The following is a 16123-nucleotide window of genomic DNA, read 5'->3' as shown; positions in this document are numbered from 1 at the left end:
TCAGCCGATCTCGCCGTCGCCGTCGGGGTCGAGGTCGCCGGTGGGGTCCTCGGCGGTCGGGTCGTCGAGGAAGTCACCACCGACGGGGTGGCCCTGCCAGGACACCATCTCCCAGCCGGAGTCGTGGTCGCCCTCGAGCACGATGAGCGCGGTGTTGTGGAGCGGCTGGGTCGCAGGCGGGGCGTCGGGATGGGGGACCATCCGGGTCGAGACCCAGGTGCGGAGCGCGGCGCCGTGGCTGACGACGAGGGCGGCGTCGTGGCCGGCCTCGACGATGGCGCGCACCGCCGCGTCGTAGCGGGCGAGGAACTCCTCACCCGTCTCACCGCCGGGCATCCGGTGGGCGAGGTCCCCCTCGAGCCACGTGGCGACGGCGCCGATGTAGCCGGCGACGGCATCGTGGTCGCTGCGCATCTCGAAGTCGCCGGCGTCGATCTCCTGCAACCCGTCGAGCTGGACCGGCTCGAGGCCGCGGTCCGCGGCGGTGGGGGCGGCGGTCTGGTGGGTGCGCACCCGGCTCGAGACGTAGATCGCGTCGAGGCGCTCGTCGGCGATCGCCTGCGCGGCCGCGGCTGCCTGCGCGCGGCCCAGGTCGGTCAGGTCGAGGCCGGGGTGGGCGGTGTCGAGCTCGCCGGAGACGTTGGCGTGGGTCTGGCCGTGACGCATGAGCAGGAGTCGCAAGGCAGTGGTCCTCGGGCTGGGCTGGGGGAGGTGGGTCAGGTGTTGAACGGGGACGTCTTGCTGGAGGCGAGCTCGCGCGCCTGCTCCAGCGGCACGTCCTCCAGGGCGGCGGCGATGTCCGAGCCGAGGTGGCTCACCTCGGTGCCGCGCTCGAGCAGCACCTGGGTGTGCACGAGGCGGTCGTCGTAGGCGTGCACCATCGTGAACCCCTGGCCCGCGTCGACCCCCGAGACGAAGCGGTCGACCGGCGCCGGGTCGATGGTGTAGCAGCTGGCCGCGGTCACCGAGACGGGTACGCCGGCGAAGGTGGACCACGTCGGCAGGTGGAGGTGGCCGGCCAGGATGCCGCGCACGTCGGTCCCGGCGATGACGTCGGCGAGCGCCTGCTGGTCGTGCAGCTCGATCAGCTCGGCGGCGCGGATCATCGGCAGCGGGAGCGGCGGGTGGTGCATCGCCAGCAGCGTGCCGTGCTCGGCAGGGGCGGCCAGCACGTCGGCGAGCCACGCCAGCTGCTCGGGGAGCAGCTCGCCGTGGTGGTAGCCCGGCACGCTGGTGTCGAGCGCGACGATCCGCAGCCCGTCGACCTCGTGGACGCGGTCCTGGCATCCGGCGTCGTCGGAGTCGAAGAGTGCCTTCGCGAACGGCGCTCGCTCGTCGTGGTTGCCCATCGTCCAGACCGCCGTCGCGCCGATCCCTGCGGCGAAGGGCTCGACGATCGAGCGGAGGGTGTCGTACGCGTCGGGCTCGGCCCGGTCGGCGAGGTCACCGGTGAAGACGATCGCCTGCGGGGCCGGGGACACGGCCGCCAGCCGGTCGAGCGTGCGGCGCAGGTTGGCGTCGTTGTCGACGACGCCGTAGTGGAGACCGCCGCCGCCGATCAGGTGCGGGTCGCTGAGGTGGGCGACGACGTGCCGCGGGGCGGCGTACTGGCCGAGCTGCTTCACGGGGAGCAGCCTAGGACCAGCGACAAGGACAGCGACGCGTCGTCACCGGGGTTGGCCGGCCGTTCACCCGGCCGTCGGGTCGCGGTCGGCGTCCGCGAATAGCGTCCCGCTCGTGGTGGCGCGCGGGGTGGTCGGCAGCCTGCTGGTGCTGCTCGGCGGGTTGGTGGTCGCGACCATCCCCAGCGGCTACGCGGTGGTGGACCTGCTGCAGCCCGTACGGGGCTCGGCCACCGGGCGGATGCTGGGTCTGGTGGTCGTGCTGGTGGGCCTCGGTCTGCTGGCCTCGGCCTGGCTCCGCCTGTGCCGCCTCGCGTCCCGCGCCGACGTCGTGAGCCGACCGGCCCTGGTGACCAGGGTGCGCGCCGCGACAGTCGCCTGGTCGCTGCCGCTCCTCCTGGCTCCGCCGCTCTTCTCCCGCGACGGATGGTCGTACGCCGCCCAGGGCACGATGGCGGACCGGGGGATCTCGCCCTACGGGCACGGGCCGTGGAGCCTGGTCGGGCCGCGCGCGGTGCCGGGCCCGATCGTGGAGGGCGTCGACCCGCGCTGGATGGGCACGCCCACGCCGTACGGTCCCGTGCCGCTGATCGGCGGCGACCTCGCCGCGGGCCTGACCGGCGACCCGTGGCTGCTCGTGGTGGCCCACCGCGGCCTGGCGCTCGTCGGGCTGGTGCTGCTGGCGTGGGCGGTGCCGAGGATGGCGCGCTGGTGCGGGGCGGACCCGGCCCTCGCCTCCGGCCTCGTGCTCGCCTCGCCGCTGGTGCTCGCCAACGGTGTCGCCGGGTTGCACAACGACCTCCTCACGGTCGGGCTGATGGCGGCCGCCGTCGTCCTCGCCCGCGACCACGGGTGGGTCGCCGGTGCCCTGGTCGCCGGCCTTGCGGCCGGGGTGAAGCTGCCGGGAGGCCTGGCCTGCGTGGCAGTCGTGCTGCTGACCCTGCCCGCCGCGGCGCCCCTCGTGCTCCGGGTGCGCCACGCGGTCCGCGTCGCAGCCGTCGCGGTCACGGCGCTCGTCCTGCCGGGCGTGGTCTGGGGACTGGGCGTCGGCTGGGTCGGGGCGCTGTCCGTGCCCGGCAGCGTCCTCACCCCGCTGTCGCTGCCGACGCTGCTCGGCGGCTGGCTCGACCTCCTCGCCCGGGCCGTGGGCTCCGGCCTGCCGGACGCGACGTTCCTCGACCTCGTCCGCACCCTGGCGCAGGTCGCGGTCGTCGCGGTCGTCGCCCGCGTGCTGGCCACCCGCCCGACCGCCGACCCCGCAGCGGCGGTCCGCGCGCTCGGTCTGGTCATGCTCGCCGTCGTCGCTCTGAGTCCGGTGGTGCACCTGTGGTACCTGCTGTGGATGGTGCCGTTCGTGGCGGTCCAGCGGCTCGGCCGGGGAGCCACCGTGGCGCTGGTCGCCGTCTCGCTCGTCGGCGGCCTGGTGGCGCCGATGGACTCCTCCCTGCACGGCGCCTACCTGGCGATCGTGGTCGGCTCCCTCGTGGTGGCCGCCGTGGCCGTGGTGCTGCTGGTGACCCGCCGGGCGCGCGAGCGGCTCTCCGGCATCGCGGCCGAGGAGTGGACCGCGAGCATCGACGCCACGGTCGTCGACCACGGGTAGTCCTCCGCACGCGCCCGTGCGGCCGCGCGGCGCCCGGCCACCGGGCGGGCCGTCACCTCGAGGACGGCGTCGGCCAGCGGCTCCGGTTCCGGTGCCGCCCAGGCGCCGGACGACTCGTCCACGAGCTCGCGCGCACCGCCGCGGTCGGCGGTGACCACGGGGGTGCCGGAGGCGAGTGCCTCCAGCACGGCGAGCCCGAACGTCTCGCCCGGGCACACGCTCAGGGCGACGTCGGCGCGCGCCAGGGCCCGGCTCAGCCGGTCGGGGGAGTCGACGTAGCCGTGGAAGCGGACGCGTGCGTCCTCCGCGACCTCGACGAGCTCGTCGAGGTGCGGTCCGACGCCGTAGACGTCCAGGCGCACGGGTACGCCGCGGCGGTGCAGCGCGACCGCGGTCGCGACGGCGAGGTGGGGGCTCTTCTCGCGGGAGAGACGGCCGGCGTGCACGAGGCGCAGCACGTCTCCCGCGGCGTACGGCCGGGGCCGGAACGTCTCGAGGTCGACGCCGAGCGGCACACGGACGACCGGGCAGTCCGCGGCGTCGGCGACCTGCTGGAACTCGCGCCGGGCGTAGTCGGAGGTGACGACCACCGTGTCCACGCTGCGCACCAGCAGCCGGTTGAGCAGCCCCACGGAGACCTTGGACGTCGTGTCGAGGCCGGTGCGCAGCGCGAGCATGTCGTCGAGGCGCTCGTGCGACAGCAGGACCGAGCCGACCCCGTTGCGCCCGGCCCACCGGGCGACCGGCAGCAGCGTCAGCTTGTCGCTGAGCTCGACCGACGTGGGCCGCCACTGCTCGAGGACCTCGATGACGCGCCACGGCTCGACGATCAGGCGGTAGCCGCCACCGACCCGCGGCGCCCGGAGCTGCACCACGTCGCCCAGCGGGGTCGTGGTCCGGGCGTCCTCCGGGCCGGGTACGACGAGCAGGCGGGCGTTGCCGGCTGCGACGTACCCCCTGCCCAGGGCGCGCAGGGCGGTGCGCATGCCTCCCGACGCAGGTCCGACGAAGTTGGCCAGCTGGGCGATGCGCATGGGCGCAGGCTGGCCCAGGCAGGTGAACGGTCGGCGAGCGCGGTCTGGACGTCAGCGGGCGGGCAGGATCCGCCCGGTGACCTCGCCGAGCGAGATCCGGCCGCCGCCGGTGCCCGGCGCCGAGTAGCGCAGCGTCACCTCGTCACCGTCCTCGAGGAAGGTGCGCTCGCGCCCCGCGACGGTGAACGGCTCCTTGCCACCCCACGACAGCTCGAGCAGCGAGCCGCGCTGGTCACGCTCGGGGCCCGAGACGGTGCCCGACCCCCACAGGTCGCCGGTGCGCAGGCTGGCGCCGTTGACCGTGGTGTGGGCGAGCATCTGGGCAGGCGACCAGTACATCGTGCGGTAGGGCGGGCGCGCGACGACCTCGCCGTCGAGCACCACCTCCACCTCGATGTCGAGGCCGGCGGGCCCGTCGACGCGGAGGTAGTCGAGGACCTCCGGGTCGTCCTGGCCGGGCAGCTCGGTCCAGGCGGCGTCGAGCGCGGCCAGCGGGGTGACCCACGCGCTGATCGACGTGGCGAACGACTTGCCGAGGAACGGACCGAGCGGGACGTACTCCCAGGCCTGGATGTCGCGCGCGGACCAGTCGTTGAGACCCACGACGCCGAACGTGTGGCGCGCGAAGTCGGCGGTCGGGACCCGGTCGCCGAGCGCCGACGGCACGCCGACCACGAAGCCGAGCTCCGCCTCGATGTCGAGCCGCTGCGAGGGCCCGTAGGTCGGCGTCGGCACGCTGCCGTCGGTTGAGCCTGTCGAAACCCGCTGCCCGCACGGGCGTACGACGTCGGTGCCCGACACCACGACCGTGCCCGAGCGACCGTGGTAGCCCACGGGGAGGTTCTTCCAGTTGGGCAGCAGCGGCTCGGAGTCGGGGCGGAACATCCGCCCGACGTTGGAGGCGTGGTGCTCGGAGGCGTAGAAGTCGACGTAGTCGCCCACGCTGAACGGCAGCAGCATCGTCACCGAGTCGACCGGGGCCAGGGCCGGCTCGACGAGGTCGCGCTCGGTCTGGTCGGTCAGCAGCCCGGTCACCCAGGCCCGGGTGGACTCCCAGACCGCCGGCCCGGCCGCCATGAACGGGTTGAGGGTGGGCTGGTCGAACAGCGCGTGGGTGTCGACCATGTCCGCGGCCGCGACCACGCTGAGGTCGAGCACCTGGTCGCCGATGCGCACCGCCACCCGCGGACGCTCGCCGGAGCGCGCGAAGACGCCGTAGGGCAGGTGGTCGACGTCGAAGCCGGAGCCGGCGGCTCCCTCGACCCAGCTGGTGCGGTTCATGCGTTGTCCTCCAGGTCGGTGGATACGGGAACGAGTCCGAGGGCGAGCAGGTCGTCGCGCGGCTCGGTGACCGAGCACGAGCCGAACGAGGTGAACCAGCGCCGCGTCGCGGCGACCCCGCCGTCGGCGAGGGCGGCCGCGAGCGCGGCACCGTCACGCTGCTCGAGCACGGCCTCGGCGTCGACGACGCTGCCGCCGTCCCAGAGGGTCCTCGTGGCGACCAGGACGTTGACGAAGCCGTGCGCGCCGCCGCCCTCGGGGTCGTGGCGGACCGCGCGGTGCAGCCCGGCGGTCGCCTTGAAGCGGGTCTCGCGGTCGAGCGCGGCATCGATCCAGCCGGCGACGGTCGCGGAGTCGGGGACCAGGTCGTGGTCGACGTTGCCGAGGCGCAGCTTGAGCCGGTGCCCGCAGGCGGCGACCTCGTCGGCGGCCGCGAGCCAGCGGGCGGTCGCGGGGCCGGGGAGCTCGACGTACAGCGGCACGTCGACCTCGGCCGCCCGCAGGGCGGCGTCGATCCGGCGGACGTTGCCCACCGGGTCGTCGACGTCGCGGACCGCGATCTCGACGGCCGCCACGTGCAGACCGAGCCGGGTCGCCGCCCCGAGGGGACCGGCGAGCTGGCCCGCTCCGCCGGTGACGACCACCGACAGCGGTGCGCCGAACCCGCGTACGAGCGGGAAGTCGGTGTCGCGCAGGACGAAGCTGCCGACCAGGTCGCCCCACCACTCACGGCGGCGCTCGGTGTGCGCGGCGGTGGCGTCGTGGAGGGGGACGTCGCCCGGCGGGAAGATCGCGGCGTCGTCGACGAGGCCGCGCCACTCCTCGGGCCAGCCCGCTGCTCCGGGAGGTTCGACAGATGCGGGGGACGGGGTCACGGGGCTACTCTAGCCACCAGATAGCGGACGCTCGCGTCCGATAGTCGGATGATTGGACGCACCCATGGCCCACTACCGAGCACTCGGCCGGCTGCCCCGCCAGCGCCACACCCAGCTGCGCGACGACGACGGCCACCTCTTCCGCGAGGAGCTGATGGGCGAGGAGGGGTTCTCGTCCGACTCCTCGCTCCTCTACCGCCGGGGCGTGCCGAGCGCGATCGTGGACAGCCAGGTCTGGGAGCAGCCCGACCAGACGCGCGCGCCCAACCACCCGCTCAAGCCGCGCCACCTCAAGCTGCACGACCTGCACTACCCCGGTTCCGGGGCAGGCGCCTGCCCGGTCGAGGGCCGCCGGCTGGTGCTGGGCAACAACGACGTCCGGATCGCGTACGTCGTCACCGGCACGGACCCCTCGCCGCTCTACCGCAACGCCATCGGCGACGAGTGCGTCTTCGTCGAGGCCGGCAGCGGCACCGTCGAGACCGTCTTCGGGGTCGTGCCCTACCGCGCCGGCGACTACGTCGTCGTCCCGCGCGCGACCGACCACCGCTGGGTCCCGGCCGAGCCGTCGCGGCTCTACGCCGTCGAGGCCAACAGCCACATCCACCCGCCCAAGCGCTACCTCTCCCGCTTCGGCCAGCTCCTCGAGCACGCCCCCTACTGCGAGCGCGACCTCCACGGCCCCGCCGAGACGTTCCAGGCTGACGGCGCCGACGTCGAGGTGCTGGTCAAGCACCGCACGAGCGCGGGGATCGTCGGCACCCGGATGACGTACGCCACCCACCCCTTCGACGTGGTCGGCTGGGACGGCTGCCTCTACCCGTACACGTTCAACATCGAGGACTACATGCCGATCACCGGCAAGGTGCACCAGCCGCCGCCGGTCCACCAGGTCTTCGAGGGCTGGAACTTCGTGATCTGCAACTTCCTGCCCCGCAAGGTCGACTACCACGAGCTCGCCATCCCGGTGCCCTACTACCACTCCAACGTCGACTCCGACGAGGTCATGTTCTACGTCGGCGGCGACTACGAGGCACGCAAGGGATCGGGCATCGGCATCGGCTCGATCAGCCTGCACCCCGGTGGTCACGCGCACGGCCCGCAGCCCAGCGCGATCGAGGCGAGCCTCGGCGTGCAGTACTTCGACGAGTCGGCCGTCATGGTCGACACGTTCGCCCCGCTCGAGCTCGGTGAAGGCGGCCTCGCGGTGGAGGACCCGGCGTACGCCTGGACGTGGGCGGGACGCGGCCCCGCCGCTCCGGAGGGCGCAGCCGGGGACGACGGGGGACCGGCGGTCTACAGCAACAGCTGAGGCCGCGGCCCGGGCGGGCGCGAGGCGGCCCCTCTCTTCGGGTGGTCACTAGCGTGGTCGGCATGAGCTCCGCAGACCTCCCGCCCTGCGTCTTCCTCCTCTTCGGCGCCCGCGGCGACCTCGCGGCCCGCAAGCTGTTCCCCGGCCTCTACCGGCTCGCGGCGGCCGGACGGCTGCCGCAGGACTACGCCGTCATCGGCAGCGGCCGGCACTCGCCGGGCTCGGACGACGAGTTCCGCGACGAGGTGCGCGCGGGCCTGCGCGACTCGGTCGACGACCTCGACGACGACGTCGCGCGCGACCTGCTCGAGCGGCTGTCGTTCCAGACCTCCGACGCCGACGACGGTGCGGACCTCGCCGCCCGGGTGCGGGAGGTCGAGGAGGGGCTCGGCGACGACGTACGCCGCGTCGTCTACCTGTCGGTGCCGCCGACCGCGATGTCCGGGATGGTCGGCATGCTCGGGCGGGAGGGGCTGGCCGAGCGGGCCCGCCTGGTCATCGAGAAGCCGTTCGGGCTCGACCTCGCGTCCTTCGACGAGCTCGACCGCGACGTGCACGAGGTCTTCGAGGAGGAGCAGGTCTTCCGCATCGACCACTTCCTCGGCAAGGAGGCCGTGCAGAACCTGCTCGCCCTGCGCTTCGCCAACGCCCTCTTCGAGCCGGCGTGGAACCGCCACAGCATCGCCTCGGTGCAGGTCGACGTCCCCGAGACGCTGGCGATGGAGGGCCGCGGCTCGTTCTACGAGTCCACCGGCGCGCTGCGCGACATGGTCTCCACGCACCTGTTCCAGATCCTCGGCGCGGTCGCCCTCGAGGACCCGGGGGAGTGGTCCGCCGACGCCGTACGACGCGCGCGTGCCGCGGTGTTCGCCGACGTCCGCCCGATCGACCCGGCCCGCGTCGTGCTCGGCCAGTACGACGGCTACCGCGACGAGGACGACGTGGACGAGGACTCCGACGTCGAGACCTTCGTCGCCCTCGAGGCCCGGGTCGACAACGACCGCTGGCAGGGCGTGCCGTTCTTCCTGCGCACCGGCAAGGCGATGGCGGGGACCCGGCGCACGGTCACGCTGCGCTTCCGCGCGCCCGACTCGACGGTCTTCGGCGTGGGACGCGCTCGCGACGAGCTGGTGCTGGAGCTGGCCGACGAGGCGCAGATCCACGTCGACGTCCTCGGCAAGCGGCCGGGCCCGGAGATGGAGCTGGCCCCGGCCACCATGCGCCTCGACCTGGGCGAGGAGCTCCCGCACGACGAGCCGCTGGAGGCCTACGAGCGCCTGCTCCTCGACGTGCTCCACGGCGACCACACGTTGTTCGCCCACGCCGACGAGACGCGACGGCTGTGGGAGGTGTGCCAGCCGGTGCTCGACGACCGGCCCGCGCCGCTGCCCTACGTGCAGGGCTCGTGGGGTCCGGCCGAGGCGCTCGACCTGCCCGAGGGGGGCTGGCGTCTCGGGAGCGGCGACGCCGATGGCGAGTGACGCGCCGGGCGCGGGTGGCCCCGCCGCGCCCATCGCGGACCACGGCCTGATCGGCGACCTCCGCACCGCAGCCCTGGTGGCGACGGACGGCACGATCGACTGGTTCTGTCCCGGCCGCTTCGACGCGCCGAGCGTGTTCGCCTCGATCCTCGACCCCGACGGCGGCTCGTGGCGGCTGGGGCCGGACGACCCGGACGCCCGCAGCCAGCAGTACTACCACCCCGAGACCAACATCCTCGTCACCCGCTTCATGACCGAGCACGGCGTGGTCGAGGTGCAGGACTTCATGCCCGTCCTGCGCGCCCACGACCCCGACCACCGGCAGCGGCTCGTCCGCCGCGTGGTGGGCCTGCGCGGCACGGTCGACCTGACGATGCACATGGCGCCGCGACCCGACTACGGCAGCACCGACCCGGACCTGAGCGTCGAGGACGGCGTCGTCCGCTTCGCCGACGGTGACGTCCACCTCGCCCTGTCGAGCACCGTCGACCTCGACGTCGCCGCCACCGCCGCGACCGCGCGACTGGGCCTGGCCACCGGCGAGTCCGCCCTCTTCGTGCTCGAGGTGCTGGCGCCCGGCGAGGCCGCGCAGGGGTGCGCCCGCTCGGACGTGTCCGAGCTCTTCGAGTCCACGGCGGCCTTCTGGCGGGCCTGGCTCGCGCAGTCGACCTACACCGGCCGGTGGCGGGAGTGGGTGGACCGCTCCGCGCTCACCCTCAAGCTGCTGTGCCACGAGCCGACCGGCGGCATCGTCGCCGCCCCCACCACCAGCCTCCCGGAGCGCATCGGCGGCTCGCGCAACTGGGACTACCGCTACGTGTGGGTCCGCGACGCCGCGTTCAGCGTCTACGCGTTGCTTCGCCTCGGCTTCACCGAGGAGGCGGCGGCGTTCGTGCGCTTCCTCTCCGAGCGGCTCGGCGAGGCGGCCGACGACTGCGACGACGAGCTCGGCCCGCTGCGGGTCCTCTACGACCTCGACGGCGGCCGGCCGCACGAGCGCGAGCTCGACCACCTCGCCGGCTACCGCGACTCCCGCCCGGTGCGGGTCGGCAACGGCGCGGTCGACCAGCTGCAGCTCGACGTCTACGGCGAGATCGTCGACTCGGTCTACCTCTTCGACAAGCACGGGCGCGGCATCAGCCACGACGCGTGGACCGACCTGAGCCGCATCGTGTCGTGGCTGAGGGACAACTGGCAGCGCCCCGACGCCGGCATGTGGGAGATCCGGTCGGAGCCACGCACCCACACCACGTCGCTCGTGATGAGCTGGGTCGCCGTCGAGCGGATGATGCGGGTGGCGCGCCGCCGCGGGCTGCCCGGCGACCTCACCGAGCTGGCCGCCACCCGCGACGAGATCTACGCGCGGGTGATGACCGAGTGCTGGAACGACGACCTCGGCGCGTTCACCGCCTTCGCGCACAGCGACGTGCTGGACGCGGGCGCGCTGCTGATGCCGATGGTGAAGATGCTCGCCCCCGACGACCCGCGCTTCCTGTCCACCCTCGCCGCGATCGAGGACCGGCTCGTCTCCGACAGCCTGGTGCTGCGCTACGACCCGGGCGCCTTCGGCGACGGGGTCTCGGCCGGTGAGGACGGCGACGCCCCGGTCGAGGAGGGCACGTTCTCCCTCTGCTCGTTCTGGTACGTCGAGGCGCTGACCCGCGCGGGCCGTCTCGCCGACGCCCGCCTGGCGCTGGAGAAGATGTTCACCTACGCCAACCACCTCGGGCAGTACGCCGAGCAGGTGGGCCTCAACGGCGAGCAGCTGGGCAACTTCCCGCAGGGCTTCACCCACCTCAGCCTGATCAGCGCGGTCATCAACCTCGACCGCAGCCTCGACGGCTGACCGGCCTCAGGACGTCCAGGCGTGCCAGAGGTCGGCGTACTCCCCGTCGAGGTCGATCAGCTCGTCGTGGCTGCCGAGCTCCACGATGCGCCCGTCGAGGACCACCGCGATGCGGTCGGCGTCGTGGGCGGTGTGGAGCCGGTGGGCGATCGCCACGACGGTGCGGCCCTCGAGCAGGTTGTTCATCGAGCCCTCGAGCGTGCGCGCGGTGCGCGGGTCGATGAGCGAGGTGGCCTCGTCGAGCACGAGCGTGTGGGGGTCGGCGATGATCAGCCGGGCCAGCGCCACCTGCTGGGCCTGCGCCGGCGTCAGTGAGAAGCGGCCGGAGCCGATCATCGTGTCGAGCCCCTCGGGCAGCCGCTCGACCCACGACCACCCGCCGACGGCGGCGAGCGCCTGTCGCACCGCGTCGTCGGGCGAGTCCTCGCGGGCCAGCACGACGTTGTCGCGCACGGTGCCGATGAAGACGTGGTGCTCCTGGGTCACGAGCGCGACCTCCGTGCGCAGCACCTCGAGCGGGAGGTCGACGAGGTCCACGCCGCCCACGCGCGCGTAGCCGGTGCGGGGGCGGTTGATCCCCGACAGCAGGCGCCCGAGCGTCGACTTGCCGGACCCGCTCGGTCCCACGACCGCCAGCCGCTCGCCGGTGCGCAGCCGCAGGTCCACGCCGTGCAGCACGTCGTGGCCCTCCCGGTAGGCGAACCGGAGGTCCTCGGCGGCCAGGTCGACGCCGGCCGGCACCCGGTCGCCGGGCTCCCGGTCGGGCGGCACCTCGGCGATGCCGAGCAGGCGGCTGGTCGAGGCGGCACCGACCTGCAGGCGATCGACCTCGCCGATCACCGCGTCGAGCGGCTCGGCCAGCGCGACGACGTACAACAGCGCGGTGGTGATCTGGCCGAGGTCGACCCACCCCTGGCTGTAGCCGTAGGCGCCCACGACGAGCGTGACGACCTGCGGCACCTGGAAGGCCGCGTTGAGGGCCGCGAAGAGCACGTTGCGCAGGGTCATGCCGTAGCGCTCGGCCTGCGCCGAGACGGCGATGTCGTCCGAGCCCGCCCGGACCCGCGCCAAGGAGAGGCCCAGCGCCTCGACGGTGCGCGAGCCCTCCACGGTCTCGGTGAGGGTGGTGTTGATGCGGGAGTACGTCGCGCCCTCGGTGATGTACGCCTTGGGCGCGCGTCGCAGGTAGGTGCGCACGGCCGGGGCGCAGAGGGCGAACACCACGAGGGCGGGCACGGCGAGCACGACCGAGTTGAGCAGCATCGCCACGACCGACAGCACGACGGTCATCAAGGAGATCAGCAGCCGCGGCACGCCCCACTGCACCGAGCGGGCCATGGTGCCGACGTCGCGGGTGACGCGGGTGACGAGGTCGCCCGTGCTGGCCCCCTCGACCCGGCCGACCGGGAGCCGCAGGATCGTGCGCACCACGTGCTCGCGCGCCGAGGCGAGGAGGTCCTGGCCGAAGTGGGTCGAGGTGCGCTGGGCCCCGAAGGTGAAGACGGCCTGCAGGACGACGACGCCGACCACGGCCAGCGCGAGCGTGCCGAGGCCGGTCACCGCGGCGCCCTCGGCGGCGACCCGGTTGACGAGCGACCCGAGCAGCCGCGGCACGACCAGCGCGGACGCGGCGGCGAGCGCGTTGAGGACCACCAGCAGCACGAACGAGCGCTTGCGCTCTCGCACGAGGCCGCCGAAGAAGGCCAGCACCGCGCGGTTGCCCGACACCGGCCAGCCGCGCACCGGGTTGCGCGAGGAGTCGTAGACGGCCTCGGCCCGCTGCCGGCGCAGGTCGTGGCGCTGCCAGAGCGCGTGGTTGCGCTCGCGCAGCCCGACCCGGCCGGGAGGGTCGAGCTCGGGCGGGACGGCCGGCGGGTCAGCGGCCCGGTCGCGCCAGGTCTCGGCGGAGGTGGCGAGGAGGTCGGTGCTCATCGGACGATCTCCTCCTCGTCGAGCTCGCGGGTGACCACGCGCCGGTAGGCCTCGTCGTCGGCCAGCAGGTCGGCGTGGCGACCCTCGGCGACCACGGTGCCGTCGTGCAGCAGCGCGACCCGGTCGGCGTGGTGCAGCCACAACGGCGAGACCGTGGTGACCACGGTCGTGCGGCCCCGGCGCGACTCCGCGACCCGGGCCGCGATGCGGGCCTCGGTGTGGGCGTCCACCGCGGACGTGGGCTCGACCAGCACGAGGACCGGCGCGTCGACGGCCAGGGCGCGAGCCAGGACCACCCGCTGGCGCTGGCCGCCGGACAGACCACGACCGCGCTCGTCGAGCTGGCCCTGCCACCCCTCGGGCAGCGCGTCGTAGACGTCCTCGGCGCTGGCGATCCGCAGCGCCTCCTCGGCCTGCTCGCGCGTCAGCCGCGCGTGGGGGTCCACGGCGTCCTGCAGCGTGCCGGCGAAGAGCTGGCTGGTGGTGTCGCTGACCAGCACCTGCCGGCGTACGTCGTCGAGGCGGGCGTGGGAGAGGTCGATCCCGCCGAGGGTGACGCCCCACTCCCGGCGCGCCCGCTCCTCGTCGAGCGCCGCGATCCGGGCGCGCTCGGCAGCCCGCTCGGCCCGCGAGCGTCGGGCGGCGCGCCCCTTGGTGCCGTCCTCCTCCGCGAGGGGAACGGGCTCGGTGTCGGCGGGCAGGTAGCGCCCGAGCCGGTCGGCCAGCGCAGCGCTCTGCTCGGGCACCGCGCTGACGACCACGGTGAGCACTCCCGGTTGCACGGTGAGCCCGCTGGCCGCGTCGTGCAGCGGTGCGGTGCCGTCGAGGGCGACCGGCTCGGCCGGGTCGCGCCACGGCGGCTGCTCGTCGAAGATCGCGACGGCCTTGCGGGCGCTGACGAGCGACCGGGTGCTCTTCTGGGCGAACTCGAAGAAGGTGCGGATCGGGCTCACCATGAAGAGGCCGTAGCCGAGGAAGGTGATGAGCTGGCCGATGCTGAGGGTGCCGTCCTGCACCTGCCGGGTCCCGAGCCACACCAGCGCCACGAGGAAGATGCCCGAGAGCAGCACGCCGACGGCCTCGACGACCGCCTGCCAGATGCCGGCGGCCACGCCGGCCTGCCGGGCCGACTGCGACTGCCGGGCGTAGTTGGCACCGAAGGTCTGCTCGCCGCCGATGCCGCGCAGGATGCGCAGCCCGGCCACGATGTCGGTCGCCAGGGAGGTCAGGTCGGAGGTCCGGGAGCGCTCGAGCTGCTGGCGACGGTGCAGGGGGCGCAGCAGCGGCAGGGCCGCACCCACGAGGACCGGTGCGGCCACCAGGGTCAGCAGCCCCAGCTGCCACGACATCGTCAGCACGATGAAGGCGACGGTGAGGTAGGACGCCAGCTGGCCCACCGTGCGCGCCAGGATCTCACTGAGCGCACCGAACTCGTCGGAGTCGCTCGAGGCCACGCTGAGCACCTCGCCGGTGGGCGAGCGGCGCGGCAGCACGTGGCCCATCTGGGCCACCTTGCGGGTGACCATCTCCAGGGCCCCGTAGAGCGCGACCAGCCAGCTGCGCACGACCAGCGTGTGCGACACGATGCCGAACACGCCGCCGATCACGACCACGACCAGCAGCAGCGCCGCCCAGCCCAGCAGCGCTGCCTCGGACCCGCCGACGATGCCCTCGTCGACGGCTCGACCGAAGATCCACGGCCCGAGCGTCATCGGGAGGAACCACAGCGCGTAGCAGAGCGACGAGAGGGCGATCAGGGCCTTCTGCTGGCCGAGGATCCAGCGCAGGAACGCCAACGGCGATCGGGTGTCGGGGTCCGGCGTGGGTGCGGCGTCCGTGCCCGTGAAGAACGTCGCGATCCGAGGTGGGTAGTCCTGCATCTCGTGTCGAACCCTAGGCGTCGGTGCCGTGCGGGCACGAACCGTTATCGACCGGGGGTCACGCCGCGCCGTACGCCGGGTAGTCGGTGTAGCCCTCGGCGTCGCCGCCGTAGAACGTCTCGGGCCGCGGCGGGTTGAGCGGCAGCCCCTCCGCGAGCCGGCGCGGCAGGTCGGGGTTGGCGATGAAGGACCGGCCGAAGGCCGCGGCGTCGATCAGCCCGGCGCCGAGCAGACGCTCGGCCTTGGCGAGGTCGTAGCTGCCCGCGCCGACGATCGGGCCGGGGTGGGCCGCGCGCAGGGCGCGGCGGTAGTCGTCGTCGAGCGCCGGGCCACCGGCCCAGTCCGGCTCGGAGAGGTGCAGGAAGGCCAGGTCGCGCCGGCCGAGCTCGCCGGCGACGTACAACCCCGCCTCGGCGCCCTCGGAGTCCTCGGTGCCGTTGAACGAGCCGATCGGGGAGATCCGGATCGCGACGCGATCGGCGGACCAGGCGTCGACGACGGCGTCGGTGACCTCGAGCATCAGTCGTGCCCGGTTGGTGAGCGAGCCGCCGTACTCGTCGGTGCGCCGGTTGCTGTCCGCGGCGAGGAACTGGTGGAGCAGGTAGCCGTGGGCGCCGTGGATCTCGACGAGGTCGAAGCCGGCCTCGCGGGCGTTGACGGTGGCGCGCCGGTAGTCCTCCAGCAGCCGGGGGATCTCGTCGAGGCCGAGCGGCCGGGGGACCGGGCAGCTGACCCGGGTCGGGCGGCCGTCCTCGCCGCGCACGGTCGTACGGTTGCGGTAGGGCCCGTCGCTCGCCGAGACCGGTAGCTCGCCGTCGTGGAACGACTCGTGCGAGACCCGCCCCACGTGCCACAGCTGCGCGGCGATCCGCCCGCCGGCCTCGTGCACGGCGTCGGTGATGCGGCGCCAGCCGGCGACCTGCTCGTCGCTGTGGATGCCGGGGGTGTCCATGTAGCCCTTGCCCTCGGGGCTGATCTGGGTGCCCTCGGAGATGAGCAGGCCGGCGCCGGCGCGCTGCACGTAGTACTCGCGCATCAGGTCGTTGGGCACGTCGCCCGGCACCGAGGCGCGCATCCGGGTCAGCGGTGCCATCAGCACGCGGTTGTCGGCGCGGACGGCGCCGAGGGACAGGGGCTCGAAGAGGAAGGGCACGCCAGCCGCCAACCGTCGCGACCGGTCGGTTGTTCCGGCGCCGCGGCCACCGTGACCCTGTTCACGGTCGGCCCGGGGCCGCAGGGGACGCGACCACCTGCGCT

General features: G+C 73.9%; 11 protein-coding genes and 1 pseudogene. 4 read left to right on the top strand and 8 right to left on the bottom strand.

Annotated features, from left to right (window positions below; all coding sequences use genetic code 11):
• A complete protein-coding gene (locus Q1B24_RS03125) occupies positions 1-681 on the bottom strand; it encodes a histidine phosphatase family protein (protein WP_299923101.1) in 681 nt (226 codons plus the stop codon).
• Between the two features lie 35 nt (positions 682-716).
• The gene (locus Q1B24_RS03120; protein ID WP_299923099.1) at positions 717-1625 is read right to left on the bottom strand and encodes a phosphodiesterase; all 909 of its coding nucleotides are present in this window, start codon (positions 1623-1625) and stop codon (positions 717-719) included.
• A 112-nt stretch (positions 1626-1737) separates the two neighbouring features.
• Between Q1B24_RS03120 and mptB the strand changes: the two are divergent.
• Positions 1738-3087 (top strand): annotated as a pseudogene (gene mptB / locus Q1B24_RS03115) (polyprenol phosphomannose-dependent alpha 1,6 mannosyltransferase MptB); the annotation flags it as partial.
• On the opposite strand, the gene Q1B24_RS03110 reads toward mptB, so the two are convergent.
• Genes Q1B24_RS03110 through Q1B24_RS03100 form a run of 3 tightly spaced genes read right to left on the bottom strand, consistent with a single transcriptional unit; the run spans position 3078 to position 6415 of the window.
• Complete coding sequence (locus Q1B24_RS03110) at positions 3078-4259, bottom strand: glycosyltransferase (protein WP_299923097.1); 1182 nt, start codon at positions 4257-4259, stop codon at positions 3078-3080. The pseudogene mptB and the gene Q1B24_RS03110 sit on opposite strands and share 10 nt — an antisense overlap.
• A 51-nt stretch (positions 4260-4310) precedes the next feature.
• Positions 4311-5540 carry a fumarylacetoacetase gene (fahA, locus tag Q1B24_RS03105; RefSeq protein WP_299923095.1) on the bottom strand — a complete coding sequence of 410 codons (1230 nt, stop codon included), beginning with the start codon at positions 5538-5540 and terminating at the stop codon, positions 4311-4313.
• Positions 5537-6415: a hypothetical protein gene (locus Q1B24_RS03100; RefSeq protein WP_299923093.1), complete on the bottom strand. Its 879-nt coding sequence runs from the start codon at positions 6413-6415 to the stop codon at positions 5537-5539. The genes fahA and Q1B24_RS03100 overlap by 4 nt, the downstream gene beginning before the upstream one ends.
• 64 nt (positions 6416-6479) lie before the next feature.
• On the opposite strand from Q1B24_RS03100, the gene Q1B24_RS03095 reads away from it, so the two are divergent.
• The 3 genes from Q1B24_RS03095 (at position 6480) to Q1B24_RS03085 (ending at position 11054) form a co-directional block, all read left to right on the top strand.
• Entirely contained in the window at positions 6480-7727 is a 1248-nt protein-coding gene (locus Q1B24_RS03095; RefSeq protein WP_299923091.1) for a homogentisate 1,2-dioxygenase domain-containing protein, read from the top strand.
• 62 nt (positions 7728-7789) lie between these two features.
• Complete coding sequence (gene zwf, locus Q1B24_RS03090) at positions 7790-9208, top strand: glucose-6-phosphate dehydrogenase (protein ID WP_299923089.1); 1419 nt, start codon at positions 7790-7792, stop codon at positions 9206-9208.
• Entirely contained in the window at positions 9198-11054 is a 1857-nt protein-coding gene (locus tag Q1B24_RS03085) for a glycoside hydrolase family 15 protein (protein ID WP_299923087.1), read from the top strand. The genes zwf and Q1B24_RS03085 overlap by 11 nt, the downstream gene beginning before the upstream one ends.
• 6 nt (positions 11055-11060) lie before the next feature.
• On the opposite strand, the gene Q1B24_RS03080 is transcribed toward Q1B24_RS03085, so the two are convergent.
• Genes Q1B24_RS03080 through nemA form a run of 3 tightly spaced genes read right to left on the bottom strand, consistent with a single transcriptional unit; the run spans position 11061 to position 16019 of the window.
• The gene (locus Q1B24_RS03080; protein ID WP_299923085.1) at positions 11061-12986 is read right to left on the bottom strand and encodes an ABC transporter ATP-binding protein; all 1926 of its coding nucleotides are present in this window, start codon (positions 12984-12986) and stop codon (positions 11061-11063) included.
• Positions 12983-14866: an ABC transporter ATP-binding protein gene (locus Q1B24_RS03075; RefSeq protein ID WP_299923083.1), complete on the bottom strand. Its 1884-nt coding sequence runs from the start codon at positions 14864-14866 to the stop codon at positions 12983-12985. Before Q1B24_RS03075 ends, Q1B24_RS03080 begins: the two co-directional genes overlap by 4 nt.
• 58 nt (positions 14867-14924) lie before the next feature.
• Positions 14925-16019 (bottom strand): N-ethylmaleimide reductase, encoded by a 1095-nt coding sequence (nemA, locus tag Q1B24_RS03070; protein ID WP_299923081.1) that lies wholly within the window; start codon positions 16017-16019, stop codon positions 14925-14927.
• Between the last annotated feature and the right edge of the window lie 104 nt (positions 16020-16123).

Origin of the sequence: uncultured Nocardioides sp., from assembly GCF_947488025.1 — a bacterium.
GTDB lineage: Bacteria > Actinomycetota > Actinomycetes > Propionibacteriales > Nocardioidaceae > Nocardioides.
This window is presented reverse-complemented; position numbering and strand designations above follow the sequence as displayed.